28 protein-coding genes and 1 pseudogene are annotated in these 22877 nt (G+C 70.9%); 10 read left to right on the top strand and 19 right to left on the bottom strand.

Annotated elements, in window-relative coordinates; genetic code table 11:
- Positions 1 to 71: 71 nt before the first annotated feature.
- The 9 genes from ACZ7GZ_RS11960 to ACZ7GZ_RS11920 all read right to left on the bottom strand — a co-directional run bounded on the left by ACZ7GZ_RS11960 (position 72) and on the right by ACZ7GZ_RS11920 (position 7248).
- On the bottom strand, positions 72 to 713 hold the full coding sequence (locus ACZ7GZ_RS11960; RefSeq protein ID WP_471023225.1) for a TetR/AcrR family transcriptional regulator: 642 nt from the start codon (positions 711 to 713) through the stop codon (positions 72 to 74).
- Positions 714 to 773: 60 nt separating this feature from the next.
- The gene (locus tag ACZ7GZ_RS11955; RefSeq protein WP_471023222.1) at positions 774 to 1073 is read right to left on the bottom strand and encodes a DUF4229 domain-containing protein; all 300 of its coding nucleotides are present in this window, start codon (positions 1071 to 1073) and stop codon (positions 774 to 776) included.
- A gap of 75 nt (positions 1074 to 1148) precedes the next feature.
- Entirely contained in the window at positions 1149 to 1673 is a 525-nt protein-coding gene (locus ACZ7GZ_RS11950) for a GNAT family N-acetyltransferase (protein ID WP_471023219.1), read from the bottom strand.
- A gap of 42 nt (positions 1674 to 1715) precedes the next feature.
- Positions 1716 to 2375 carry a UdgX family uracil-DNA binding protein gene (locus tag ACZ7GZ_RS11945; RefSeq protein WP_471023217.1) on the bottom strand — a complete coding sequence of 220 codons (660 nt, stop codon included), beginning with the start codon at positions 2373 to 2375 and terminating at the stop codon, positions 1716 to 1718.
- 58 nt (positions 2376 to 2433) lie between these two features.
- The gene (gene mqnE, locus ACZ7GZ_RS11940; protein ID WP_471023214.1) at positions 2434 to 3597 is read right to left on the bottom strand and encodes an aminofutalosine synthase MqnE; all 1164 of its coding nucleotides are present in this window, start codon (positions 3595 to 3597) and stop codon (positions 2434 to 2436) included.
- Between the two features lie 38 nt (positions 3598 to 3635).
- Positions 3636 to 4091: an Lrp/AsnC family transcriptional regulator gene (locus ACZ7GZ_RS11935; RefSeq protein ID WP_031166822.1), complete on the bottom strand. Its 456-nt coding sequence runs from the start codon at positions 4089 to 4091 to the stop codon at positions 3636 to 3638.
- Positions 4092 to 4170: 79 nt separating this feature from the next.
- Entirely contained in the window at positions 4171 to 4818 is a 648-nt protein-coding gene (locus ACZ7GZ_RS11930) for a UbiX family flavin prenyltransferase (protein ID WP_471023211.1), read from the bottom strand.
- 79 nt (positions 4819 to 4897) lie between these two features.
- Positions 4898 to 5800: a menaquinone biosynthesis prenyltransferase MqnP gene (gene mqnP, locus ACZ7GZ_RS11925; RefSeq protein WP_471023208.1), complete on the bottom strand. Its 903-nt coding sequence runs from the start codon at positions 5798 to 5800 to the stop codon at positions 4898 to 4900.
- Positions 5797 to 7248: a menaquinone biosynthesis decarboxylase gene (locus ACZ7GZ_RS11920; RefSeq protein ID WP_471023205.1), complete on the bottom strand. Its 1452-nt coding sequence runs from the start codon at positions 7246 to 7248 to the stop codon at positions 5797 to 5799. Before ACZ7GZ_RS11920 ends, mqnP begins: the two co-directional genes overlap by 4 nt.
- A 65-nt stretch (positions 7249 to 7313) precedes the next feature.
- On the opposite strand from ACZ7GZ_RS11920, the gene ACZ7GZ_RS11915 reads away from it, so the two are divergent.
- Positions 7314 to 7901 (top strand): TlpA family protein disulfide reductase, encoded by a 588-nt coding sequence (locus tag ACZ7GZ_RS11915; RefSeq protein ID WP_471023202.1) that lies wholly within the window; start codon positions 7314 to 7316, stop codon positions 7899 to 7901.
- Here the strand turns inward: ACZ7GZ_RS11915 and ACZ7GZ_RS11910 are convergent.
- On the bottom strand, positions 7858 to 8394 hold the full coding sequence (locus ACZ7GZ_RS11910; RefSeq protein ID WP_471023200.1) for a hypothetical protein: 537 nt from the start codon (positions 8392 to 8394) through the stop codon (positions 7858 to 7860). The two genes, ACZ7GZ_RS11915 and ACZ7GZ_RS11910, sit on opposite strands and share 44 nt — an antisense overlap.
- 115 nt (positions 8395 to 8509) lie before the next feature.
- Between ACZ7GZ_RS11910 and ACZ7GZ_RS11905 the strand changes: the two genes are divergently transcribed.
- Both ACZ7GZ_RS11905 and ACZ7GZ_RS11900 read left to right on the top strand, forming a co-directional pair.
- Positions 8510 to 8788: a PLD nuclease N-terminal domain-containing protein gene (locus ACZ7GZ_RS11905; protein WP_471023197.1), complete on the top strand. Its 279-nt coding sequence runs from the start codon at positions 8510 to 8512 to the stop codon at positions 8786 to 8788.
- The gene (locus tag ACZ7GZ_RS11900) at positions 8788 to 9678 is read left to right on the top strand and encodes a LysR family transcriptional regulator (RefSeq protein WP_471023646.1); all 891 of its coding nucleotides are present in this window, start codon (positions 8788 to 8790) and stop codon (positions 9676 to 9678) included. Before ACZ7GZ_RS11905 ends, ACZ7GZ_RS11900 begins: the two co-directional genes overlap by 1 nt.
- Here the strand turns inward: ACZ7GZ_RS11900 and ACZ7GZ_RS11895 are convergent.
- On the bottom strand, positions 9566 to 10522 hold the full coding sequence (locus ACZ7GZ_RS11895; RefSeq protein WP_471023194.1) for a DMT family transporter: 957 nt from the start codon (positions 10520 to 10522) through the stop codon (positions 9566 to 9568). The two genes, ACZ7GZ_RS11900 and ACZ7GZ_RS11895, sit on opposite strands and share 113 nt — an antisense overlap.
- 109 nt (positions 10523 to 10631) lie before the next feature.
- The gene (locus tag ACZ7GZ_RS11890; RefSeq protein ID WP_471023190.1) at positions 10632 to 10955 is read right to left on the bottom strand and encodes an ArsR/SmtB family transcription factor; all 324 of its coding nucleotides are present in this window, start codon (positions 10953 to 10955) and stop codon (positions 10632 to 10634) included.
- Between the two features lie 101 nt (positions 10956 to 11056).
- On the opposite strand from ACZ7GZ_RS11890, the gene ACZ7GZ_RS11885 reads away from it, so the two are divergent.
- The 3 genes from ACZ7GZ_RS11885 to ACZ7GZ_RS11875 all read left to right on the top strand — a co-directional run bounded on the left by ACZ7GZ_RS11885 (position 11057) and on the right by ACZ7GZ_RS11875 (position 13208).
- Positions 11057 to 12031 (top strand): quinone oxidoreductase family protein, encoded by a 975-nt coding sequence (locus tag ACZ7GZ_RS11885; RefSeq protein ID WP_471023189.1) that lies wholly within the window; start codon positions 11057 to 11059, stop codon positions 12029 to 12031.
- A gap of 131 nt (positions 12032 to 12162) precedes the next feature.
- Positions 12163 to 12858, top strand: a complete 696-nt coding sequence (locus tag ACZ7GZ_RS11880) for a DUF6232 family protein (protein WP_471023186.1) — start codon at positions 12163 to 12165, stop codon at positions 12856 to 12858.
- The gene (locus tag ACZ7GZ_RS11875; RefSeq protein ID WP_471023183.1) at positions 12855 to 13208 is read left to right on the top strand and encodes a hypothetical protein; all 354 of its coding nucleotides are present in this window, start codon (positions 12855 to 12857) and stop codon (positions 13206 to 13208) included. The genes ACZ7GZ_RS11880 and ACZ7GZ_RS11875 overlap by 4 nt, the downstream gene beginning before the upstream one ends.
- Positions 13209 to 13225: 17 nt before the next feature.
- Here the strand turns inward: ACZ7GZ_RS11875 and ACZ7GZ_RS11870 are convergent.
- Together ACZ7GZ_RS11870 and ACZ7GZ_RS11865 are read right to left on the bottom strand one after the other, a co-directional pair.
- A pseudogene (locus ACZ7GZ_RS11870) lies at positions 13226 to 13465 on the bottom strand (ricin-type beta-trefoil lectin domain protein); the annotation flags it as partial.
- A gap of 48 nt (positions 13466 to 13513) precedes the next feature.
- Positions 13514 to 14281 carry an LppU/SCO3897 family protein gene (locus ACZ7GZ_RS11865; RefSeq protein WP_471023181.1) on the bottom strand — a complete coding sequence of 256 codons (768 nt, stop codon included), beginning with the start codon at positions 14279 to 14281 and terminating at the stop codon, positions 13514 to 13516.
- 87 nt (positions 14282 to 14368) lie between these two features.
- Between ACZ7GZ_RS11865 and ACZ7GZ_RS11860 the strand changes: the two genes are divergently transcribed.
- The 4 genes from ACZ7GZ_RS11860 to ACZ7GZ_RS11845 all read left to right on the top strand — a co-directional run bounded on the left by ACZ7GZ_RS11860 (position 14369) and on the right by ACZ7GZ_RS11845 (position 17979).
- Entirely contained in the window at positions 14369 to 14968 is a 600-nt protein-coding gene (locus ACZ7GZ_RS11860) for a TetR/AcrR family transcriptional regulator (RefSeq protein WP_471023178.1), read from the top strand.
- A 21-nt stretch (positions 14969 to 14989) separates the two neighbouring features.
- The gene (locus tag ACZ7GZ_RS11855) at positions 14990 to 15439 is read left to right on the top strand and encodes a nucleoside deaminase (protein ID WP_471023175.1); all 450 of its coding nucleotides are present in this window, start codon (positions 14990 to 14992) and stop codon (positions 15437 to 15439) included.
- Positions 15420 to 16397 carry an isopenicillin N synthase family dioxygenase gene (locus ACZ7GZ_RS11850; protein ID WP_471023172.1) on the top strand — a complete coding sequence of 326 codons (978 nt, stop codon included), beginning with the start codon at positions 15420 to 15422 and terminating at the stop codon, positions 16395 to 16397. Before ACZ7GZ_RS11855 ends, ACZ7GZ_RS11850 begins: the two co-directional genes overlap by 20 nt.
- A gap of 166 nt (positions 16398 to 16563) precedes the next feature.
- Positions 16564 to 17979, top strand: a complete 1416-nt coding sequence (locus tag ACZ7GZ_RS11845) for a condensation domain-containing protein (RefSeq protein WP_471023169.1) — start codon at positions 16564 to 16566, stop codon at positions 17977 to 17979.
- Here ACZ7GZ_RS11845 and ACZ7GZ_RS11840 read toward each other — a convergent pair.
- The 5 genes from ACZ7GZ_RS11840 to ACZ7GZ_RS11820 are packed head-to-tail and all read right to left on the bottom strand — an operon-like array spanning position 17976 to position 22623.
- Positions 17976 to 18443, bottom strand: coding sequence for an SRPBCC domain-containing protein (locus ACZ7GZ_RS11840; RefSeq protein ID WP_471023167.1), 468 nt, complete (start codon positions 18441 to 18443; stop codon positions 17976 to 17978). The two genes, ACZ7GZ_RS11845 and ACZ7GZ_RS11840, sit on opposite strands and share 4 nt — an antisense overlap.
- 25 nt (positions 18444 to 18468) lie before the next feature.
- Positions 18469 to 19545 carry a c-type cytochrome biogenesis protein CcsB gene (gene ccsB, locus ACZ7GZ_RS11835; RefSeq protein WP_471023165.1) on the bottom strand — a complete coding sequence of 359 codons (1077 nt, stop codon included), beginning with the start codon at positions 19543 to 19545 and terminating at the stop codon, positions 18469 to 18471.
- The gene (resB, locus tag ACZ7GZ_RS11830) at positions 19542 to 21257 is read right to left on the bottom strand and encodes a cytochrome c biogenesis protein ResB (RefSeq protein ID WP_471023162.1); all 1716 of its coding nucleotides are present in this window, start codon (positions 21255 to 21257) and stop codon (positions 19542 to 19544) included. The genes ccsB and resB overlap by 4 nt, the downstream gene beginning before the upstream one ends.
- A gap of 3 nt (positions 21258 to 21260) precedes the next feature.
- Entirely contained in the window at positions 21261 to 22031 is a 771-nt protein-coding gene (locus tag ACZ7GZ_RS11825; protein WP_471023159.1) for a cytochrome c biogenesis CcdA family protein, read from the bottom strand.
- A 1-nt stretch (position 22032) separates the two neighbouring features.
- A complete protein-coding gene (locus ACZ7GZ_RS11820; protein ID WP_471023157.1) occupies positions 22033 to 22623 on the bottom strand; it encodes a TlpA family protein disulfide reductase in 591 nt (196 codons plus the stop codon).
- Positions 22624 to 22877: the final 254 nt, after the last annotated feature.

Genomic DNA, 22877 nt, shown 5'->3' with positions numbered 1-22877 from the left:
ATCCCTCCGGGCGCCAGGAGGCCCTGCCGTCGCGGGCGCGTGGTGCGCGGCGCCTCGGACGTGGGGGTCCGTCAGCCGAGCGGCGTCCAGGGCCGGCCCTCCATCAGGTTGCCCAGGCCCGCCCAGGCGAAGTTCATCAGGGTGGCCGCTGCCTGCCGGGCGGTGGCACCGGGCGTGGCGTTGGCCCAGGCTGCCAGTGACTCCGCGGCCCCGACCAGGGCCTCGGCGAGTCCGGCGACCTCACGCTCGGGGAGGTCGGGATCCCGGTGGGCCCCCCGTGCGGCGACGGCGACCAGCCGGGTCACGAACGTGACGATCTCCTCACGCATCGCGGCGGCCTCCCCCGCGAAGGGCTCCCCGTGCGTACGGGCCTGGAGGTGCAGCACCGACCAGGCGTCGGGGTGCTCCGCGGTGTGCGCGAAGAAGGCCCTGAGCCCGTCCCACAGCTGGCGGTCGGCGGGCAGGTCGGTGCGGACCCCGGCGCGGACGGCCGCCGTCAGGGCGCCGGCCTCACGCCGGATGCAGGCGGTGAAGAGGTCTTCCTTGGAGTTCAGGTACAGATAGACCAACGGCTTGGAGACACCCGCGAGTTCGGCGATCTCGTCCATCGAGGCGGCCATGTACCCGCGTTGGCCGAAGATCCGCACGGCGGCGTCGAGCATCTGCTGCTCGCGCACCGCACGCGGCATCCGTCTGGTCTTCGCCCCACCCATGAGGGCAAGACTAATTGGGGCCCGGGGTGCCGGGAGCCGTGCCGTCGGACAGGCCGTGGGTCAGGAGGGCTGGCTCTGCGCCCGGGCGGTGTCGTCGGCGAGATCCTCCTGGCTGCGGTTGGCGTCCAGGTTGGCCTTCATCCGGTCGACCTTGCCGACGATCTGCACGGAGGCCCGCTCCCGCTCCTTGCGCAGCACCACCCAGCTGATCGGCGCCGACAGCACCAGCGAGAGCAGCAGCACCCACAGGAAGTTGGAGTCGCCGAAACCGCGCGGGAAGATGCCGGAGTAGACGGCTCCCCAGACGACCACGAGGCAGCCGGCGAAGATGCCGAGGCGCATCAGCGTGTAGCGGAGCATCTCAATCCACTCGTCCGATTCCAAAAGGGGTCATCGTCCAGTGAAGCACGACGGGGAAGGGATCTTGCAGGGGGGTCAGCCGAGGGGCAGCAGCATGAACACGTCGTCGCGGTCGTCGCCGGGTGCCACCCGGACGGCGCCCGGCACCCGGCCGACCTCCTGGTAACCGCAGGAGCCGTAGAACCGCTCCAGGCCGAGGCCGCCCCGGCAGGTCAGCCGTATCGCGTCGATGCCGTCGAAGGCGCGGGCCGCCTCCGCGGCGACCGCCAGCAGGTCGCGGCCGTACCCCTTGCCCTGGTGCCTGGGGTGGACCATCACCGTGTACAGCCACACCCAGTGCTTCTGCAGCGGGTGCGTGTTGAAGGAGAAGAAGGCGGTCGCGGCCGGCGCGCCCGTCTCGTCGCAGCCGACGAGCAGCCGGTGACGGCCCTCGGCCATGGCCACGAAGTGGCGCACCAGCTCCGGCCGGACGTCCTCCCGGCCCACCGGCGGTACGAAGCCCACGGCGCCGCCCGCGTTGGACACGTCCGTCCACAGGTCGAGGATGCCGTCGCGCAGGGCGGGGGTGATGGCCGGGTCCAGAGTGAAGGTAAGCGGCATGGGGCCACTTTATCTATTACCGAGCAGGGTGCGTGCAGCCACCTACCCGAGGGCGCGGGCAGCCACCTTCAGGTCGGCCACGAGGCCCTGGTACGCGGCCTTCCTGTCCGCGTCGTCCTGTGCCCGCAGCACCGACGACGGATGCACGGTCGGCACCAGCCGCTCGGGCCGGCCGTGGATCTCCCGCTCCAGTACGGTCCCGCGCACCTCGCCCACCCGGAACGACGACCCCAGCAGCGCCTTCCCCGCCGTCGCGCCCAGCACCACGATCAGTTCGGGCTCGACCAGTGCCAGCTCCGCCGCGAGCCACGGCCCGCACGCGGTCATCTCGCGCAGGCTCGGAGCCTTGTGGATCCGGCGCTTGCGGGGTTCGGCCCGGGTGAACTTGAAGTGCTTGACGGCGTTGGTGACGTACGCGTCCGCCGGGTCTATACCGGCTTCGTCCAGCGCCCTGTCGAGCAGCTTGCCGGCGGGGCCGACGAAGGGCTTGCCCTGGCGGTCCTCCTGGTCGCCGGGCTGCTCGCCGACGAGCATCACGCGCGCGTGCGCGTTGCCCGCGCCGAACACCGTCTGCGTGGCATCCCGGTGCAGGGGGCAGCCCCGGCAGTCGGCCGCCGCCCGGCGCAGGGCGGTGAGCCCGGCGCCGTCCGGGACGAAGGGCTCCGCCGTGTAGGCGTCCTCGGGGGCCTTCGTTGCAACCATGCCGGGCGGGTACCCCTTGTGCCTCGCCTTTTCACCCACGGGGCGGAGCCCCCTGGTGTCAGACCCGCATCGGCTGGGGGGACTCCCTGCGTGCCGGGTCGGGGCCGTCGTACTCGCGGATGATCTCGTAGCGCGTGTTGCGCTCCACCGGGCGGAAGCCGGCGTCGCGGATCAGCTCCAGCAGGTCGTCACGGGTGAGCTTGTTCGGCGTACCGAAGTTGTCCGCGTCGTGCGTGATCTTGTACTCGACGACCGAGCCGTCCATGTCGTCCGCGCCGTGCTGCAGGGCCAGCTGGGCCGTCTGCACGCCGTGCATGACCCAGAAGACCTTCACGTGCGGGACGTTGTCGAACAGCAGCCGGGAGACGGCGAAGGTCTTCAGCGCCTCCGCGCCGGTCGCCATCTGGGTGCGGGCCTGAAGGCGGTTGCGGATCTTGCCGTCCTTCATGTCCACGAAGTCGTGCTGGTAGCGCAGCGGGATGAAGACCTGGAAGCCGTTCGTCTCGTCCTGCAGTTCGCGCAGACGCAGAACGTGGTCGACCCGGTGCCTCGGCTCCTCGATGTGGCCGTAGAGCATGGTGCACGGGGTCTTCAGACCCTTCTCGTGCGCCAGGCGGTGGATACGGGACCAGTCCTCCCAGTGGGTGCGGTGGTCCACGATGTGCTGCCGGACCTCCCAGTCGAAGATCTCCGCGCCACCGCCGGTCAACGACTCCAGCCCGGCGTCGATCAGCTCGTCCAGGATCTCCGAGGCGGACAGACCGCTGATCGTCTCGAAGTGGTGGATCTCCGTCGCCGTGAAGGCCTTCAGGGAGACGTTCGGGAGGGCCTGCTTCAGCTCCCTGAGCGAACGCGGGTAGTAGCGCCAGGGCAGGTTCGGGTGCAGGCCGTTGACGATGTGCAGCTCGGTGAGGTTCTCCGACTCCATCGCCTTGGCGAGCTTGACGGCCTCCTCGATGCGCATCGTGTACGCGTCCCTCTCGCCCGGCTTGCGCTGGAACGAGCAGTAGGCGCAGGAGGCCGTGCACACGTTGGTCATGTTCAGGTGCCGGTTGACGTTGAAGTGCACCACGTCGCCGTTCTTGCGGGTGCGCACTTCGTGGGCGAGGCCGCCGAGCCACGCCAGGTCGTCCGACTCGTACAGCGCGATGCCGTCCTCGCGGGTCAGCCGCTCACCGGAGCGGACCTTCTCCTCCAGCTCGCGCTTGAGCCCGACGTCCATGCCAACACCTTTCTACGACAGCCCGACCAACGGTATCCCTAGACCTCTTCGGGCAGCTCCCCGACCCGGTTCTCCCACTTCGTGGACAGCACGATGGTGGTACGGGTCCGGGAGACGCCCTTGGTGCCGCTCAGCCGGCGGATGGTCCTCTCCAGACCGTCGACGTCCGACGAGCGCACCTTGAGCATGTAGGAGTCGTCGCCGGCGATGAACCAGCAGTCCTCGATCTCCGGCAGGTCCCGCAGCCGCTGCGCGACGTCCTCGTGGTCGGCGGCGTCGGAGAGCGAGATGCCGATCAGGGCGGTCACGCCGAGACCGAGCGAGGCCGCGTTCACCGTGGCGCGGTAGCCGGTGATGACACCGGCCGCCTCCAGCCGGTTGATGCGGTCGGTGACGCTGGGGCCCGACAGGCCGACGAGGCGCCCCAGCTCCGCGTACGAGGCCCGGCCGTTCTCCCTCAGGGCCTGGATGAGCTGCCTGTCCACCGCGTCCATGCGATCGAAGCCTTCCGCTGAAGAGGTCTGAAGAGTTCCTGAAGTGATGCGACGTACTGTGATGTGCCCGCGATGTGCGTTACTGGTTCGTGCCGCCGCCCAGCTCGCCCTTCCAGCGCCGGTACAGGCGGTGCTGCACGCCGGCCGCGTCCAGCACCCGCCCGGCGACGAAGTCGACCAGGTCCTGGATGTGGGTGGCGCCCGCGTAGAAGGCGGGCGAGGCCGGTACGACGGTGGCCCCGGCGTCGTCCAGGGCGACCAGGTGGCGCAGGGTCTGCCCGTTCAGCGGCGTCTCCCGCACCGAGACCACCAGCGGCCGGCGCTCCTTCAGGGTGACGCTCGCCACGCGCTGCAGCAGGTCCTTGGACAGCCCGAGCGCCACACCGGCCACGCAGGCGGTGGATGCGGGCACGATGAGCATCCCCTTCGCCGGGTACGACCCCGAGGACGGACCGGCGGCGAGGTCGCCCGCGCTCCAGTACCGCACCCCGCTGACGTCCACGTCGAAGGTCCCGGGCTTGCCGTCGGCGCCCCGGGCCAGCCATTCGCGCAGGTCGTCCTGCCAGTGGGCGTCCCGGAACGAGATCCCCGTCTCGTCCAGCAGCGTCAGCCGCGAGGCCCGGCTGACCACCAGGTCGACCGCCTCGCCCGCCTCCAGCAGCGCCCGCAGCACGGCCGCCGCATACGGCGTCCCGGAAGCACCGGACACCCCCACGATCCAAGGCACGCACTGCGTTTCTCCTGCGTTCACACCTTGAGCGTACCGGTGGGTCGGCCAGGGCTCAGGCCGGGTGGCCCGGGGTTCGTCAGACCGTCAGACCGCGCACCAGCAGATCCAGCAGGGCACACACGAACAGGGCAATGCCGATGAACCCGTTGACCGAGAAGAACGCCCGGTTGAGACGGGACAGGTCGTGGGGGCGGACGATGCGGTGTTCGTAGACGAAGGCACCCGCCACGATCGCCAGGCCCAGCCAGAAGGCGGCACCGGCGTGCGTGGCCAGGGCGTACCAGACGAACAGGGCCGTCGTCACCGTGTGGCAGGCCCGCGCGCCCCAGATCGCCGCCGGGATGCCGAAGCGGGCCGGGACCGACATGACGCCGATCTCCCGGTCGGTCTCGACGTCCTGGCAGGCGTAGATCAGGTCGAAGCCGCCGATCCAGATGCCGACGGCGAGGCCGAGGATCACCGCGTCCCCGCTCCAGGAACCGGAGATGGCGAGCCAGCCGCCGACGGGGCCCATGGACTGGGCGAGGCCGAGGATGGCCTGCGGGAAGTTCGTGAAGCGTTTGCCGTAGGGGTACACCACCATCGGGATGACGGCGACCGGGGCGAGGGCCAGGCACAGCGGGTTCAGCAGGGCCGCCGCGCCGAGGAAGATCACCAGGGCGATCAGGGCGCCCGTCCAGGCGTGCCGGACGGACATCGCGCCGGTCACCAGTTCACGGTGGGCCGTGCGGGGGTTACGGGCGTCGATCTCGCGGTCGATGATGCGGTTGACCGCCATCGCGAACGTGCGCAGGCCCACCATGCAGACGGTGACCAGCAGCAGCCGGCCCCAGTGGATGTTCCGGTCCCCCTCGTACATCGCCGTGAGGGAGGCGATGTAGGCGAAGGGCAGCGCGAAGACCGAGTGCTCGATCATCACCAGCCGCAGGAAGGCTTTCGTGCGTCCCGGCTGGGGGATCGCCGCGGAGGCGCTGCTCACAGGCCGTACTCCTTCCAGCGGCGGTCGACCAGGGCCGCCGTATCGGGGTCGGAGAGGACCATGTCCGGCCAGCCCCCGTCCCGGGTGTAGCCCTCCTCCGGCCACTTCTTCGTCGCGTCGATCCCCGCCTTGCCACCCCAGAACTGCTGGTAGGAGGCGTGGTCGAGGTGGTCGACGGGGCCGTCGACGACCGTGAGGTCACGGGCGTAGTCGGTGTTGCCGAGGGCCCGCCAGGCGACCTCGTGCAGATCGTGCACGTCGCAGTCGGAGTCCACGACCACGATCAGTTTGGTCAGGGACATCATGTGCGCCCCCCAGATCGCGTGCATCACCTTCTGCGCGTGCTTGGGGTACTTCTTGTCGATCGAGACGATCGCACAGTTGTGGAAGCCGCCGGCCTCGGGCAGGTGGTAGTCCACGATGTCCGGGACGATGATCTTGAGCAGGGGCAGGAAGAAACGCTCCGTCGCGCGGCCCAGCGGGCCGTCCTCCGTGGGCGGGCGGCCCACGACGATCGACTGCAGCAGCGGGCGCCTGCGCATCGTCACGCAGTCGATCTTCAGCGCGGGGAACGGCTCCTGCGGGGTGTAGAAACCGGTGTGGTCGCCGAAGGGGCCCTCCGGGAGCATCTCGCCGGGCTCCAGCCAGCCCTCCAGGACGACCTCGGCCTGAGCCGGCACCTGCAGGGGCACCGTCTTGCAGTCGACCATCTCGGTCCGCCTGCCCGCGATGAACCCGGCGAAGAGGTACTCGTCGATGTCGCCGGGGAGCGGGGCGGTGGAGGCGTACGTGACGGCCGGGGGGCAGCCGAAGGCGATGGCGACGGGCAGCCGCTCGCCCCGGCGCGCGGCCACCTGGTAGTGGTTGCGGCTGTCCTTGTGGATCTGCCAGTGCATGCCGATGGTGCGCCGGTCGTGGCGCTGCAGGCGGTAGAGCCCGAGGTTGCGGATGCCGGTCTCCGGGTCCTTGGTGTGCGTGAGCCCCAGATTGAAGAAGGAGCCGCCGTCCTTGGGCCAGGTGAACAGCGCCGGGAGCCGGTCGAGGTCCACCTCGTCGCCGTGCAGGACGACCTCCTGGACCGGAGCCTCCCTGACCTTCTTCGGCGGCACGTGCGTCATCGCGCCGAGCTTGCCGAACGCCTCGCGCACACCGACGAAGCCGTGCGGCAGCTCGGGCCGCAGCAGGCCGCCGATCTTCTCGGAGATCTCGCCGTACGACTTCAGGCCCAGCGCCTTCAGCAGGCGGCGGTCGGTGCCGAAGACGTTCATGGCCAGCGGCATCGCCGAGCCCTTCACGTTCTCGAAGAGCAGGGCCGGGCCGCCGGACTTCTGCACCCGGTCGACGATCTCCCCGACTTCCAGATAGGGGTCGACCTCGGCCTTGATGCGCTTGAGGTCGCCCTCGCGCTCCAGCGCCCGCAGCAGGGAGCGAAGATCGTCGTAAGCCATGCGCCCCAGTATCGCCGACCTACCGCTTCGTCCCTGCGCCCACCCCTGCCCGGCCGGGGTCCGGCGTGGCCGGGATACTCGTCGATCATGAGGCGTCGTCGCGTGTCACGACTCCTGGTCCCGCTCGTCGCGCTCGCCGCGTGCACGCCCCGGCAGGACACGGACAGCTCCGCCGCGTCCCCGGTGATCCGTGTCCCGGCCGCCGACCGCCAGGCCGCCCCCGATCTCGGCGGCACCGCGCTCGACGGCCGCCGCGTCCGGCTGTCCGACTACCGCGGCAAGGTCGTCGTCCTCAACGTCCGGGCCTCCTGGTGCGGCCGTGCCGTGCCGAGGCGCCCGGACTCTCGCGGGCCCAGCGGCATTTGGCGGGCAAGGGCCTCCGGGTGCTGGGCGTGGACACCGACGCCGACCGCGCCCAGGGCCGGGCGTTCGCGGGCGACCACCGCCTGGCCTACCCGAGCCTGCACGACCCCGGCAGCCGGCAGCTCGTCCACCGGCTGCCCGGGAAGTACCTGGCGCAGGCGCTGCCGTACCCGCCGTTCATCGACCGGGACGGAAAGATCGCCGCGCACGGCCCGATCCGGCTCACCGAGGCGGACGCGCGCACGATCACGCGTCCGCTGCTCGCCGAGAAGGCGGACCGGACGCGCTGAGCCCCGCTCGGTGGCCGGCCAGGCAGTGGTCGCTCGGGCGTACCGGTGCGACCAGCCGGCTCAGCTCCATGAGCAGGGTGTCGGTCTGCCGCACCGAGCCAGAGAGCGTCACCTCGACGGCGGGCCGGCGGCCGTAGGTGGCGAGCGGGTCGTGCCCGTCGCGCGCGGCGCCCTCGCGCAGCACCCGGTCCACGCCGTTCACGGCGATGTACGGGTCCTTCGCCGGGGGGCGGGATGAGGCCGCAGCGCAGTCGGACCTTCCCGTGGCCCCAGGCCGCGAGCCCCTCGTAGGTGAACGGGTCGCGCCGGTCGCCGTCCAGACGGCCCGGGTGGTGCGCGGCGATCCGGGCGCATGCCGGGTCCTTCGCCAGCGGCGCCTGCCGCTGCCGAACACCGGCGAGGCCAGCTCCTGCGCGACCAGCACGCCCCCGAGGGCCAGTCCTCCGGCGGCCGGCCCGGCCGCCGCCCGTCTCCTGCGCGCGCCTGCCTTCATCGCGGCCACCTTCCCCCGGTGCCCGGGCAGCGGTCATGACGGTGTCCATCCTGGCCACCCGCTACTCTGGCCCGGTCACCGGGGCCGTCTCACTTCGTCGGGGGATCGCACGCCAATGCTCAGGTATCTGCCGTTCCTGCTGGTCCTGGCCCTGTGGATCTACGCCTTCGTGGACTGCCTGAACACCCCCGAGGAAGAGGTGCGGCATCTGCCGAAGGTGGTGTGGGTGATCGTCATCCTGCTCTTCGGCGAGGTGCTGGTCGGTCCGGTCGCCTGGCTGATCACCGGCCGGGTGCGGCAGGCCCCGGCCGGCGGCTCGGCACCCGCCTGGGTCGCGCCCGACGACAACCCCGAGTTCCTCAAGTCCCTCCGCAAGGACGACCGGGACACGTGATGGAACTCCGGCTGCTCGTCACCTTCGAGAAGGTCGCCACGGTACTGAGCTTCACCCGGGCCGCGTCCGAGCTGGCGTACGCCCAGTCCAGTGTGACCGGTCAGATCCGCACCCTGGAGACCTCCCTCGGTGTGGAGCTGTTCGACCGGCTCGGCAGCCGGATCCGGCTCACCGAGGCCGGCGAGCGGCTGCTGCCGTACGCCCGGCAGATCATCGAGCTGACCGAGGAGGCCCGGGCGGTGGTCGTCGAGCCGGAGGAGCCGTCCGGCACCCTGACCGTCGGCACGATGGAGTCGCTGACCTCCTACCGGCTGCCGCCGCTGCTGGAGTACTTCCACCACCGCCATCCCAAGGTGCGCCTCGCCCTGCGCACCACCATCGGCGACGAGACCCGGCAGGCGTTGCGTCAGGGCACCTACGACGTCGGGTTCCTGATGGAGGAGGAGACCGAGCACCCGGGGCTGGAGACCGCCGTGCTGGCGGTGGAGCCGCTGGCCCTGGTGGCGGCGCCCGGGCACGCCCTGGCCGAGGCGGCGGTCACGACGGCGGAGCTGACCGCGCAGCCCCTGCTGGCCACCGAGCCGGGCTGCGCCTACCGGGATCTGTTCGAGCGGGAGCTGACGGCGCTGAAGCCGGTGGAGTTCATGGAGTTCGGCACGATCGAGGCCACCAAGCGCGCGGCGGCGGCCGGCCTCGGGGTGGCGCTGCTGCCCGAGGTGACGGTCGCCGCCGAACTCGCGGAGGGCTCTCTCGTACGACTGGACTGGGAGCCGCCGTTCACGCTTCGGACGCAGCTGGCGTGGCGGTCCGGGAAGCGGCTTCCGGCGCATGCGCGGCTGTTCGTGGAGCGGGCGCGGAGGCTGGTCGCCGAGCAGGACGGGCCAGGGTGACCCGGAGGCTGGCCGTCACGATCAGCGGGACGCCCAGCGCCTGCACGAGCCCGATGTGGTGGCCGTACACCGCCCAGTCCGTCAGCATCGCCACGGCCGGGTAGACGAAGGCCAGCACGGCGATCTTCGAGGTCGGCAGCTTGGCGTACGCGGCGTACATGAGGACGTACATCACGCCGGTGTGGATCAGACCGAGCCCGGCGAGCCAGCCCCAGCCCCAGCCGGTGCCGCCCATGGCGCCGAAGTCCGCGAAGGGCAGCAGCAGCGGGATGCCGACCAGGACCTGGACGAGGGCGATCAGATGCGGGCGGACACCGGTGATCCGCTTGGTGACCAGGGTGGACAGGCCGTAGAGCAGGGCGGCCAGGAGGGCCTGGCCGATGCCGGTCAGGTACGACCCGCCGCCCGCGAAGTCGCCGGGTGTGACGCCCGAGACCAGGATCAGCCCGGCGAAGGCCACGGCGATCCAGCCGGCCCTGGCGGCGGTGAGCCGTTCGCGGAACAGCAGGGCGCCGAGGAGGACCACGTAGAACGGCTGGGTGTGGTACACGACCGTGGCCACGGAGATGGACGTGTTCCGGTACGACTGGAAGAGCAGCACCCAGTTGAAGACGATGAACACCCCGCCGAGCACGGCGAGTCCGAGGGTGCGCGGGGTGAAGCCGTGGTCGCGCAGCCAGCCGCGGGCGGTGACATAGCCGCCGAGGGCGAGGGCGCCGAACAGGACACGGAAGAAGACGACGTCGAAGGGCGGGGCTCCCGACTCGACGACGAAGACGCCGAGGGTGCCGGAGAGCATCATGGCGGTGGTCAGCTGGGCGGTGCCCTTGAGTTCCGAGGTCATGGCACCGACGCTAGGACCGGGCCCCGACCGGGTGCCACGCGCCGGTGCGGGACGCTGCCGATGGGGCCATCGGCGCCGCCGATAGGGGCAGGTGAGCCACCCGGGCCGGTCAGTCGCCGCGGAGGACCAGGTCCAGCAGTCCCGGAAAGCGGGCGTCGAACTCCGCCCGGCGCAGCCGGTTGACCCGCTTGGGTCCCTCGTCGCGCTGTTCCACCAGCCCGGCGCCGCGCAGTACCGCGAAGTGGTGGCTGAGGGCGGCCTTGCCCACCGGCACGTCGAAGCTGCCGCAGCTGCGGCTCCAGTCGGCGGAGCCGGCCAGCTCCCTCACGAGGGTGAGGCGTACGGGGTCGGCGAGGGCGGCGAGCGCCGTGAGGACGGGCACGTCGTCGGGGTGGGTGTGCTCCGGGGCGGCCCGGTGACTGCCGACTGCCACGCCATGCTCCCCTCTTCCGCATCCGCTTGCCGAGTGTTCGATGAAAACCATACACTCATGAGTGTTCGCTTTTCATTGAACAGTCGAGCCAGGGGTGTGGCATGCGCGCGGTGGAGTTCCAGGAGTACGGCGGTCCCGAGGTGCTGCGGCTGGTGACGGCCCAGGCGCCGGAACCAGGCCCCGGGCAGGTGAGCATCGACGTGGCCTGGACCGGGGTGAACTTCGCCGACCTCAAGGCCCGTTCGGACGGCTACCGGGTGCCCGCACTCCCCTACGTCCCCGGCCTGGAGGTCTCCGGCCGCGTCCGCGCGCTCGGCGGCGGGGTCACGGGCCTGACCGTCGGCCAGGAGGTGGTGGCGCACACCGAGGGCGGCGGGTACGCGGAGGTGGTGGTGGCCGAGGCGGCGACCGTCTTCCCGGTCCCGGCCGGCCTGGACCTGCGCACCGCCGCGACCCTGCCGACGGTCCTGACCACGGCGTACGCCCTCGTCCACACCGTCGGCCGGCTCCAGCCCGGCGAGTCGGTCCTCGTACAGGGCGCGGCGGGCGGGGTCGGCACGGCCATCGGCCAGCTGGCGCGCGCGGCCGGCGCCGGGGCGGTGTACGGCGTGGTGTCCTCGGCCGCGAAGGCAGCACACGCCAAGGACCACGGGTACGACGAGGTGTTCGTCGGCGCCTTCCAGGAGCAGGTACGCGAGGCGACCGGCGGGCGCGGCGCCGACCTCGTCCTGGACCCCGTCGGCGGCGACACCCTGCGCGCCGGACTGGCCTCGCTGGCCGCCTTCGGGCGCCTGGTCTCCTTCGGCAACGCGAGCGGTGCCGAGCCGTGGAGCGTGGGCCAGCCCGAGCTGTACCCGCTCGGCATCACGGTGTCCGGCTTCTCGATCCTGACCCTGGCCAGGACGGCACCGGACGCGCTGCGCCGGCTGTCGGAGCAGGCGCTCGCGAAGGCGGTCGACGGGACGGTGACCGTGCCGGTGACGGCCGAGTTCGCTCTCGCGGAGGCGGCCGAGGCGCACCGGCTGATGGGCGGACGGTCGAGCACGGGGAAGCTGCTGCTGCGCGTGTCCGACTGAACCTCCGTCAACTTCTCCCGCCCAGGCTCCACTTCGCGGCGGCTGACGACTTGCCATCACCCGCCGGCGTTGTTGTTAATGGTGGTCACCGAGTTGCGAGGGATCGCCTGACCTCTGGGGGACAGAAGCAGATGCAGACCGGCCAGCCACCCGAACGCCCGGCCCAGGACCCACCGACCGCGCAGGCCTCTCCACCGGCGCCCGCGGGGCCGCCCACCGCGCACACCACGGCGCCGCTCATGCCGGACGTCCCCGCGCCGCCCGCGCAGCCGGCGCCGGCCCGGGTCGATCTCCGGGTCAGCAAGCGGATCCTGTGGATCGGCGCGGCGGTGTACCCGCTGGCGAACATCGCCCGCGTCTACACCTTCGTCATGCGCCCCAAGCGCAAGGAGGCGGTGCTGAGGTTCCTGCGGTACACCGCGGGGACGCTGATCGTCGGGTTCATCGCGATGCTCCCCGGCCTGCCCTCCCTCGCGGCCGGCGGAGGCGGGGAGCAGAACTCCGGCGCCGCGGGCTATGTCACCTTCGTCTGGATCGTGGCCCTCTTCGTTGAGATCTACTTCCTCATCGAGATGATCTCGGTCCTGGCCTCCGCACCGCAGCACGTCCTGGCGGTGGAGACCTCGGGCGCCTCCACGGCGCTGGTCACCAGCCAGGACGCGCGCTACCTGGACCAGATCGTCGGCCAGATCTCCTATGCCATCGATCACCCGGACACGGAGTTCAAGGTGACGGTGGAGAGCCTCACCGTCTCGCCGAAGAACTACTACTTCGGCGACAACGTCAACATGTACGGCGGCAGCGGAAACGTGGGGATCGGCGCATGAGCGGCACCAACTACTACTACGGCGACAACGTGAACATGTACGGCGGCCAGGGCAACCAGGGCATCGTCAAGAACCAGGGCGGCGCCGGAGCCGGGCAGCAGGACCCGGCCCTGGCCGCCGCCCTCGCCGAACTGAACGGGCTGATCGCGCAGTTGCGGGCCCAGGTGCCGGCGCCCGACGCCCAGCTCCTGGACGAGTCCCTGCCCGCCCTCAGCCCCGACGCCACCGTGCCCGCGCTGGAGCGGCACCGGGCGCTGCGGTCGATCGCCGGGATCGCCGCCGCCGTCGGAGCGGTCGGGCAGCCGGTGGCCGAGGCCGTGAGGGCGGTCATCGGGATGATCAACGGGTAGCCCCTACGGCGGCCCTGTCACGTCCGGGCCCAGCTCTGCGAGGACGCCCCCGGCTGGCAGCTCGCCTCGGCCACGCCGCCTCCGAAGGCGAGGTCGAGGCAGCCGCCGTCGTGGACCGTGCGCAGGGAGTTGCCGGTGCCGGTCGTCCAGCGGAGGTTGCCGCCGCCCTGCGAGCAGTCGCCGACGAAGACCGCCTGGCCGTTGCCGTTGGCGCTCAGGCAGGCGCCGGTCGAGACGTTGACGACCTTGACGCTGCCGCCGGTGGCACTGCGGACTTTCCCCCTGTTCCAGCTGCTTCGACTGCTTCAGCGTGCGTAGGAGCCGAGGCCCACCAGGCAGTACACATACTCGTTGACGGTCGCCCCGTTGATCGTGTAGCGCGAGGAAAAGGCGTACTGGGTCCGGGGGTTGTCATTGCAGCGGCTCATGTCCGAGGTCAGCGGAACGGTCTCGATCACCTTGTAGTGCGCGTCGGACGCGGAGCAGGAGACCTCCTCCACACCGCTGACGGACTGCGCGGTGGTGGAGTTCGGCAGGGTGCCGTTGAGGCAGGTGCCCGAGGTGTAGGGGCTCGGGTCCGGGCTCGGGGTGCCGTAGGGGTCGCCGGTGCCGTACGGGTCGCTGGAGTAGGTGCCGCCGGTGTCCGGAGCGCTGCTGTACGGGGCGCTGGACGGGTCGCCGGTGTACGGCTCGTCGGTCGCCGTGGCGGTCGGGTACGACGGTGAGTACGACGACGAGCCCACCGTGTCGTCGGACGAATCGTCGCTGCCGCCGTGGTTCGTGAGCACCAGGAGTAACACGACGGCGGCGACGACCCCGAGCACGCCCAGACAGGCGAGGCCCTGCTTCTTGCCGGAGCCCGCTGCGGCGGCGGACGCCGTGACGCGGATCCGCAGGCGCACCTCGCCGTCGGCGGTACGCAGCCGTACGACGTCGCCGTCGCGGACCGGGGGTATGCGGACGGGCGGTACACCCGTGCCGGGCGGCAGTCTGAGGACTGTCCCGGAGGCGGCCTGCTGCGGGGTGAGGGAGACGGGGATCTCGGGGATTCCTTGGTTCTCGGGTGACGACACCAGCCGCTCCTGGATGTGAGGATGAGGCAACCAGTGTGGGCCTGCAGCCCACAGAACTAAAATATCTTTCTAGAAAAGCACTTCAGTATGAGCCCCAAGCAGCAGCGTGGCGAGGCCACCGCCGAACGACTCCTGAACGCCGCACTGCGGGTCTACTCCGAGTCGGGTGAGCAGGGGCTGACGGTCGCGGCGATCACCCGGGAGAGCGGGGTGAGCCTCGGCAGCCTGTACCACCACTTCGGCAGCGTCGACGGGCTGATGAACGCCCTGCTGACGCGGTGGCTCGGCCGGCTGCTCGGCGAGCTGGTCGCGGCGCTGCGGCACACCCGTACCCCCCATACCGGTATTCGTGCCCTCGTCCGGGCCTACCTGAACTTCGTCCAGGAGCACCGGGAGGCGGCGCTGCTGCTGCACTCCTCGTACGCCGACCGGCAGGGCATGGCCGACGGCAAGCGGCTCCGGGACGCCCAGGAGGCCCGGCTGTCACCGCTCGGGCAGTGGGCGGAGCGGTACGTGGACTCCGGCGACCTCGCTCCGCTCCCGGTACCGCTGCTGGAGTCCCTGATCCTCGGCCCGGTCGTCGGCGTCGCCCGCCGCTGGCTGTCCGGCATCGACGACGTGGACCTCGACCAGGCGGCGGTGCTCCTCCCGGAGCGGATCTGGCGGTCGGTGTCTGCGCAGGGGTGAGCGGCGGGAAGGAGAGAGGACATGGATGAACCACAGGCCCGGGCCTGGCTCGCCACCGCCCTCGACGAGGCCCGTGCCGGGCTGGCCGAGGGCGGGATTCCGATCGGCGCCGCGCTCTACGCCCCCGACGGCACCCTCCTCGGCCGCGGCCGCAACCGCCGGGTCCAGGACGGTGACCCCTCGGCCCACGCGGAGACGGCCGCGTTCCGCGCGGCGGGACGGCAGCGCACGTACCGCGGCACGACCATGGTCACCACGCTCTCCCCGTGCTGGTACTGCAGCGGCCTGGTCCGCCAGTTCGGCATCTCCCGGGTGGTGATCGGCGAGGCCGCCACCTTCCACGGCGGCCACGACTGGCTCGCCGCGCACGGCGTGGAGATCGTCCTGCTCGACGACCCCGCGTGCACGGCCCTGATGGCGGACTTCGCCAAGGGGAACCCGGAGCTGTGGAATGAGGACATCGGTGAGTAGTGCACGCGTTCCCACCATCGACCTGCGGCCCTGGCTGCACGGCGACGAGCAGGCCCGCGGCGCCCTCGCCCGTACCGTCGACCGGGCGCTGGGGACCGCCGGGTTCCTGCTGGTCACCGGGCACGGGGTGGAGCCCGGGCTGCGGACCGGGATCCGGTCGGCCGCACGGGAGTTCTTCCTGCTGCCCGTCGAGGCCAAGCGGGCGTACCAGGCGAAGGTCGGCGGCCGGGGCTGGCTCGGGCCCGGCGCCGAGGCCAACGGGTACGCGGAGGGCACCGAGACCCCGCCCGACCTGAAGGAGTCGCTGACCTTCGCGACGGACGAGCCCTTCGAGGATCCCGTCGTCAACGCGGAGTGGTACGCCCCCAACGTGTGGCCCGCCGAGGTGCCCGGACTGCGCGCGCTGTGCAAGGAGTACCTGGCGCGGATGGCCGCCCTGGAGAAGGAGCTGCTGTCGCTGCTGGGCTACGCGCTGGGGCTGGAGCGCGACTTCTTCTCGCGGCACATGGGCCATCCGACGTACGGCTTCAACATCAACTGGTATCCGGGCACGGAGGTGACCGGCGAGCCGCTGCCGGGGCAGTTCCGGATCGGGCCGCACACCGACTTCGGGACCGTGACCATCCTCGACCGGCAGGCGGGGAAGGGCGGACTGCAGGTCTACACCGACGCGGGGGGCTGGGAGGACGCGCCGTACGACCCGGACGCCCTCACCGTCAACGTCGGGGACCTGCTGGCCCGCTGGACCGGCGACCGGTGGCGGTCCGGGCGGCACCGGGTGCTGCCGCCGCCGCTCGACGCGCCCGCCGAGGAGCTGATGTCGCTCGTGTACTTCGGCGAGTGCACCCCGGGCACCCGGGTGGAGTCCGTGCCGGCACCGGTGGGCCGGGTGGCCTACCCGCCGGTCGACTCGCATGTCTACCTGCGCGAGAAACTCGACTCGATCACCGTCGGGTGAGCCCACCCCCGGCCCTGGCGTCACCGTCGGTTATTCACTCCCACGTTCGGCCCACCACCCGATCCGTTGAAATGAACCGGGCGGGCATGTCCCGGCCGCGTCCCACGGCATTGCCATCCAGGGGGCCCGTCTTCAGGGCCCCCCTTTTTTTGCCGATAGGAGACGCGTGCGAATCACTGACATCCAGCGCTGCGAGGTCCGGCCGGGACGGCTCGTCGAGTGGACGCTGAGCCCGGCGACCGTGGCGGCGGCGACGGCACTGCCGGAGGACTCCCGGCCGCCCGCCTACATCCAGGAGTCGCACATCAGGACGGCCAGGTGCGTCCGGGAGGACGGGCTGTTCGTGCCGACCTGGCTCGGCACCGCCTTCGACCTGCCGGGCCCGGTCGACCTCGACGCGCTCCAGGAGGCGCTGCGCGCCTGGACGGTGCGGCACGAGACGCTGCGCAGCGGCTTCCGCTGGGCGGGCCCCTCGGACAACGAACTGCGCCGCTTCACGCTGGACCCGGGGGACGTGTCCCTGCACCGGGAGGAGGCAGGCGACTTCGGTGACGCCGACGAACTGGTCCGGTACCTCCAGGACCGCTTCGACACCGTCGCGGACGCGCTGCGCTGGCCGAACCTGATCTACACCGCGGTCGTACGGGACGACGGCGCCAGCGTGTACATGGCCTTCGACCACAGCAACGTCGACGCCTACTCCCTGACCCGGATCGCCGCCGAGATCCACGAGCTGTACACGGCGGCCCTGGCCGGCACCGAGCCGGGCTCCCTGGCGCCCGCGGCCAGTTACGTCGACTTCTGCGAGATCGAGCGGGCCGACGCGGACGGCATCGACGGCCGGCACGCGGTCGTCGACCGCTGGCGCGAGTTCATCCGGCGCTGCGACGGCACGCTGCCGGGCTTCCCGGTCGACCTCGGACTGGAGCCGGGCGGCCCGCTGCCGAGACAGCGCATGCTGTGCGAGCCGCTGACGGACGCGGACGAGGCGGCGGCGTTCGAGGCGTACTGCAGGCCGTACGGCGGCAGCATGGTCGGCCTGCTGGCCGCGACCGGGCTGATCGTGCACGAGCTGGGCGGGCAGTCGGTGTACCGGACCGTGGTGCCGTTCCACACCCGGGTGAAGTCGCGGTGGAACGACTCGGTGGGCTGGTACGTGGGCGGTGCCCCCATCGAGGTCCCGGTCGGCCGTTCGGCGGGCTTCCCGGAGACCCTGCGGGCGGTGCGTGCGCAGCTGCAGGCCAACCGGTCACTGGCCCGGATGCCGCTGGCCCGGGTACTGCGCCTGCTCGGCGCGGACTTCCGGCCGACCTCACCCGACCTGTACTCGATCGTCTCCTACGTCGACACACGTGGCGTTCCCGGCGCCGAGCGCTGGGCGGAGCAGCGGGCGCACGCCCTGCTGCGGGTGTCGTACGGCGATCAGGTGTGCGTGTGGGTGAACCGGCTGCACGAGGGGCTGTGGCTGGCGAGCCGGTACCCGGACACGGACGTGGCGGCGAAGAACATGCGGCTGTACGTCGAGCGGCTGCGCGACCACATCGCCTCGGTGGCCCACGGAAGCCTGTCCGCGGTGTCCTAGGTGAACTGCCCGGGGAGGGGCTCTGAGGGCTCCGAGGGCCGTGAGGGCTCCTGACCCGGAACGGCTTGCGAGCCCTCACTTTGCCCGATCAGGCGTTCGAATCGAGCCCGCCAGCCCTGTTCCGACGCCTCCTCGCCCTGGGACTCGTGCGTGAACCGCAGCGCGCAGCCGTCACCCTCGTCCCGCTCCAGATGGAACCGGATCCGCCCGCCCCCGACGGTGTACTCCGCGACCCGGTCCACGTCCCAGGCCGTGACCCGGCCGGAGCCCAGGTCCCGCAGGGTGACCGCACCGCCGAGTCTGGGCTCCAGAACGTCGACGGCGGTGCACCACGCCCCGAGTCCCTCGGGGGTGGCCACCGCCGGCCAGACGTCCTCCATGCGCCTCGGGAGCCGCACCAGGAGATGGAGTATGTGCGTGTTCCCGTGGGTCTGGCTGGTGCCCTGTGCGATGGAACCCCTCATGACACCAGTGTGGGCGACCGGCGGCTCACACGCCCGCGTAGGAGTGCTTGCCGCTGACGAAGATGTTGACGCCGTAGTAGTTGAACAGCCAGCAGCCGAAGGCGAGCATCGCCAGGTAGGCGGCCTTGCGGCCCTTCCAGCCGGCCGTCGCGCGGGCGTGCAGGTAGCAGGCGTACGCGATCCAGGTGATGAAGGACCAGGTCTCCTTCGGGTCCCAGTTCCAGTACCGGCCCCAGGCGTCGCCCGCCCAGATCGCGCCCGCGATGATCGTGAACGTCCACAGGGGGAACACCGCCGCGTTCACCCGGTAGGCGAACTTGTCCAGGGACGCGGAGGCGGGCAGGCGCTCCAGCACCGAGGTCGCGAACGCGCCGGGCTTGCCGCCGGTCTGCAGCTTGTTCTCGTACGAGTCCTTGAACAGGTACAGGATCGTGGCGACCGCGCCGACGTAGAACACCGCGCCGCAGAAGATCGCGGTGGAGACGTGGATGTACAGCCAGTACGAGTGCAGCGCGGGAACCAGCTGGTCGCTCGCGGTGTACAGGACGGTGACGGCGAGACCGAGGTCGAGCAGGACCGTGGTGATCAGGAACAGCCCGAGCCAGCGCACGTTCTTCTTCAGCGCCAGCAGCCCGAGGTACACCCCGACGGCGACGGTGGAGAAGGTGATGTTGAACTCGTACATGTTGCCCCACGGCGCCCGCTGCACGGAGGCCGCGCGGCAGACGACACCGCCCAGCTCCACCAGGAAGGCGAGCACGGTGAGCGAGACGGCGATACGGCCGTAGAGGTCGCCCTGTACGTCCCCGCCGTGCGCGCCGGGCCCGTCCGGCACGTCACGGGCGCCGGACGCCGAGCGGACGACGACCTTGGGCCGCTCCAGCACGGCGGTGCCGCCGGCCTGCCTGACGGTGACGGCGGGGGCCTTCGCGGAGGTGTCCGCCGTCAGCGCCGCCGCCGTACGGGCCACCTTGCTGCGGCCGCCGAGGAGCCACTCGAAGATGTACGCGAAGAAGGCCAGGGTGTAGACGGCCATCGACGAGTAGATCAGCGTGTTGCTGATACTCGCGAGGTGTTCGTTGGTTGCGGCGGCGAGAGTCACTTCTCAGCCCCTTCGGCAGGTACGACGGGAGATTCGGTGGAGTCGTCGTCGGGATCGTCGTCGCGGTCGGCAGCCCCCGGCGCCTGGTCGTAGAGGGTTCCGGCGAGGTCGCCCAGTTCCTCGGGCACCTTGGCGGACTCGCTGCGGCCGAGCCCGGCCATCTCGACGACCGTCACGCCGTCGGCGCCGCGCACCGCGCGCACCCACACCCGGCGTCGCTGGATGAACAGGGACCCGGCCAGACCGAAGATCGCGGCGAGGGCACCGCCGAGCGCCCAGCCGCTGCCGGGCTCCTGGACGATCTCGAAGCCGGCCCATTCCTTGATGTCCTTCTCGAAGGTGATGGACCCGGCACCGTTCGGCAGCGTGAGCGTGTCGCCCGGCTGCAGGAGCTTCTTCAGCAGCTGTCCCTTGCTGTCCTTGAACGCCTTCATGTGCGCCTTGTCCAGCTGGTACACGCTCTGCGCCATGCCCGCGTTCACGCCGCCGAGGTCGCCGTGGTAGGCGTTCACCGCGAGCAGCGGGTTCACCAGTGCGGGGAACTGCGAGAGCATCGTGCCGCTCCTGGGGTTGAACGTCGGCACGAAGAAGGCCTGGAAACCGAGCTGCTCCGACTTGCCCTGCGGGTTGCGGTAGCCGTCGTAGACCTTCACCACGCCGTTGGAGGTGACGTTGCCGTCGAGCGGCAGCAGCGGCACGGCGTCGTGGAAGACCTTGTTCCCCTTGCCGTCGCGGACGGTGACGACGGGCGCGTAGCCGTGGCTGACGAGGTAGACCTTGGAGTCGCCGATGCGCAGCGGCTGGTTGACCCTGATGGTGGTCGGCTTCTCCTTGCCGTACGCACCCTCGGTGTAGTCGATCTTCGCTTCGTAGGTGCGCGGCGTGCCCTTGTTCGGGCCGGTGACCTCGTAGGTGCCCCTGAAGTCCTTCAGGTCGAAGCTGAACGGCACGAGGTCGTCGTTCTGGAACAGGCTGCCGGACTTGAAGTCGTCGTAGTTCGGGAGCGCGTTCGCGAAGCCGTCGCCCTCGACGACCAGCTTGGTGCCGTCCGACTTGTACAGCTGGCCGGAGGCGAAGGCGGTCAGCAGCACGATCAGGGCGATGTGGAAGACGAGGTTGCCCAGCTCGCGCAGATAGCCCTTCTCGGCGGCGACGGCGTCACCGGCGACGTGGGCGCGGAAACGGCGCTTCTTCAGCAGGGCGAGCGCGGCCTCGCGGACCTGCTCGGGGTCGGCTTCCGTACGCCACGTCGTGTACGCGGGCAGCCGGGTCAGCCGCTTGGGCGCGCCCGGCGGCCGGCCGCGCAGCTGGCCGACGAACTGCCAGGTGCGCGGGACGATACAGCCGATGAGGGAGACGAACAGCAGGATGTAGATCGCGGAGAACCACACCGAGCTGTAGACGTGGAACAGGCCGAGCCTGTCGTAGATCGGCGCGAGCGTCCTGTGGGCCTTGCGGAAGTCGTCGACCTTGTTCAGGTCGGCGCCGGTCTGCGGGATGAGCGAGCCGGGGATCGCACCGAGCGAGAGCAGCAGGAGCAGCAGCAGCGCGACCCGCATGGAGGTCAGCTGCCGCCAGAACCAGCGGACCCAGCCGAGGACGCCGAGGCCGGGTACGGAGGAGAGTTCCTCGCGCGGCGCGGTGGACAGCTGGGAGCCGGCCGCGCCGAGGTCCTCCTGGTCCCGGCTGTTGTCGGTGTCGGTTGCGCTCATCGATCAGATCCCCACAGAGAAGCCGGTGGACCAGGTCTGCATCTGCTGCACCAGGAGGTCCCAGGCACCGGTCAGCAGCAGCACACCGGTCACGATCATCATCGTGCCGCCGATGCGCATCACCCAGACATAGTGGCGCTTGACCCAGTCGAAGGCGCCGAGCGCCTTGCGGAAGGCGATGGCGGTGAGGATGAAGGGCACGCCGAGGCCCACACAGTACGCCACGGTCAGCAGGGCGCCCCGGCCCGCAGTCGCCTGCTGGGAGGAGAGCAGGGCGACGGAGGAGAGGGTGGGACCGATGCAGGGCGTCCAGCCGATCCCGAACAGGGCGCCCAGGACGGGCGCGCCGACCAGGCCCGTGGTCGGCCGCTTGTGGAAGCGGAACTCACGCTGGGTCAGCCAGGGCATCAGCCCCATGAAGAAGACGCCCAGCAGGATCATGAGCACGCCGAGCGCCTTGGACAGCGTGTCCTTGTACTCCTGCAGGGTGGAGCCGAAGAAGCCGAACAGTGCGCCGCCGGAGACGAACACGGCGGTGAAGCCGAGGACGAACAGGGCGGCACCCGTGGCCATCCGCCCGCGTCTGGCCTCGGCCAGGTCGGTGCCGGCGACCCCGGTGACATAGGAGAGGTAGCCGGGAACCAGGGGCAGGACGCAGGGCGAGAAGAAGGAGACGAGCCCGCCGAGTACGGCGATCGGCAGGGCGACCAGCAGGGCACCGTCCCGGACGGTCAGGTTCTGGCCCGTCGCGGCCAGCGTCACGAGTGCGCTCACGTCACTTCTCCGCCAGGACCGGCTTGAGCATCTTCAGCAGGGAGGTGTCGTCGAGCGCCTCCAGGGCCCGCGCGGCGACCTTCCCGTGCCGGTCGATGACGAGGGTGGAGGGAATCAGCTGCGGGTTCAGCGTGCCCCTCTTGAAGCGGAGCATCAGCTTGCCCGACGGGTCGTACAGGCTCGGGTAGCTGATCCCGTGCTCCTTCTCGAAGGCGACCGCGGGGGTGGTGCTGGTGTCGCGGGTGTTGATGCCGACGAACCGCACACCCTTGCCCTCGTACTGCTTCGACACCTTGGAGAAGTACTGGGCCTCCTCGCGGCAGGGGCCGCACCACGAGCCCCAGACGTTGACGACGACGACCTGGCCCTTGTAGTCGGCCAGGTCGAGGGTCTTGCCGTCGATGGTCGTGCCGGACAGGTCCGGGGCCGCGTCGCGCTTGCCCTGGGGGGCGGTGACGATGCCGTTGTTGCCGGTGACGAAGTTGGTGTTGCCACCGCCGCCGGAGGTGCCGCCCTTGCCGCACGCGGACAGGGTCAGGGCCGACACGGCGGCCACGGCACCGAGCAGGACGGCGCGGCTACGGGTACTCATGTGAAAAGTTTCGCATGCCCGTTCCGGCGATCTGTGGCACCCCCCTGCCGGGCGGAAAACCGCATTTCAGGGCGTATTTACACGGGACATTTCCGGCACCGCACTCAGGCGAGGAACTGCTTCCAGCCGGCGGTGGGCTTCTGCCCGACACCCAGCGTGCGCAGCTTGGCGAGCACCTCGGGCTTCTGCACGTCCATCCAGTCGACGAACTGCCGGAAGGAGACCAGCCGCACGTCCCCGCCCTTCTCCTTCTC

The organism is Streptomyces sp. NPDC037288 (assembly GCF_055603265.1).
The sequence above is the reverse complement of the archived record's forward strand: the minus strand, read 5'-3'. Positions and strand labels throughout refer to the sequence as shown.

Bases quoted from the DNA above. Each gene is read 5' to 3' on its own strand.
- resB (WP_471023162.1), bottom strand. From the start codon at position 21,257: ATGAGCGCAACCGACACCGACAACAGCCGGGACCAGGAGGACCTCGGC.
- ACZ7GZ_RS11860 (WP_471023178.1), top strand. From the start codon at position 14,369: ATGAGCCCCAAGCAGCAGCGTGGCGAGGCCACCGCCGAACGACTCCTG.
- ACZ7GZ_RS11850 (WP_471023172.1), top strand. From the start codon at position 15,420: ATGAGGACATCGGTGAGTAGTGCACGCGTTCCCACCATCGACCTGCGG.
- ACZ7GZ_RS11910 (WP_471023200.1), bottom strand. From the start codon at position 8,394: ATGAAGGCAGGCGCGCGCAGGAGACGGGCGGCGGCCGGGCCGGCCGCC.
- ACZ7GZ_RS11895 (WP_471023194.1), bottom strand. From the start codon at position 10,522: ATGACCTCGGAACTCAAGGGCACCGCCCAGCTGACCACCGCCATGATG.
- ACZ7GZ_RS11900 (WP_471023646.1), top strand. From the start codon at position 8,788: ATGGAACTCCGGCTGCTCGTCACCTTCGAGAAGGTCGCCACGGTACTG.
- ACZ7GZ_RS11955 (WP_471023222.1), bottom strand. From the start codon at position 1,073: ATGCTCCGCTACACGCTGATGCGCCTCGGCATCTTCGCCGGCTGCCTC.
- ACZ7GZ_RS11840 (WP_471023167.1), bottom strand. From the start codon at position 18,443: ATGAGGGGTTCCATCGCACAGGGCACCAGCCAGACCCACGGGAACACG.
- ACZ7GZ_RS11920 (WP_471023205.1), bottom strand. From the start codon at position 7,248: ATGGCTTACGACGATCTTCGCTCCCTGCTGCGGGCGCTGGAGCGCGAG.
- ACZ7GZ_RS11905 (WP_471023197.1), top strand. From the start codon at position 8,510: ATGCTCAGGTATCTGCCGTTCCTGCTGGTCCTGGCCCTGTGGATCTAC.
- ACZ7GZ_RS11945 (WP_471023217.1), bottom strand. From the start codon at position 2,375: ATGGTTGCAACGAAGGCCCCCGAGGACGCCTACACGGCGGAGCCCTTC.
- ACZ7GZ_RS11875 (WP_471023183.1), top strand. From the start codon at position 12,855: ATGAGCGGCACCAACTACTACTACGGCGACAACGTGAACATGTACGGC.
- ACZ7GZ_RS11885 (WP_471023189.1), top strand. From the start codon at position 11,057: ATGCGCGCGGTGGAGTTCCAGGAGTACGGCGGTCCCGAGGTGCTGCGG.
- ACZ7GZ_RS11855 (WP_471023175.1), top strand. From the start codon at position 14,990: ATGGATGAACCACAGGCCCGGGCCTGGCTCGCCACCGCCCTCGACGAG.
- ACZ7GZ_RS11880 (WP_471023186.1), top strand. From the start codon at position 12,163: ATGCAGACCGGCCAGCCACCCGAACGCCCGGCCCAGGACCCACCGACC.
- ACZ7GZ_RS11820 (WP_471023157.1), bottom strand. From the start codon at position 22,623: ATGAGTACCCGTAGCCGCGCCGTCCTGCTCGGTGCCGTGGCCGCCGTG.
- mqnE (WP_471023214.1), bottom strand. From the start codon at position 3,597: ATGGACGTCGGGCTCAAGCGCGAGCTGGAGGAGAAGGTCCGCTCCGGT.
- ACZ7GZ_RS11950 (WP_471023219.1), bottom strand. From the start codon at position 1,673: ATGCCGCTTACCTTCACTCTGGACCCGGCCATCACCCCCGCCCTGCGC.
- ACZ7GZ_RS11960 (WP_471023225.1), bottom strand. From the start codon at position 713: ATGGGTGGGGCGAAGACCAGACGGATGCCGCGTGCGGTGCGCGAGCAG.
- ACZ7GZ_RS11935 (WP_031166822.1), bottom strand. From the start codon at position 4,091: ATGGACGCGGTGGACAGGCAGCTCATCCAGGCCCTGAGGGAGAACGGC.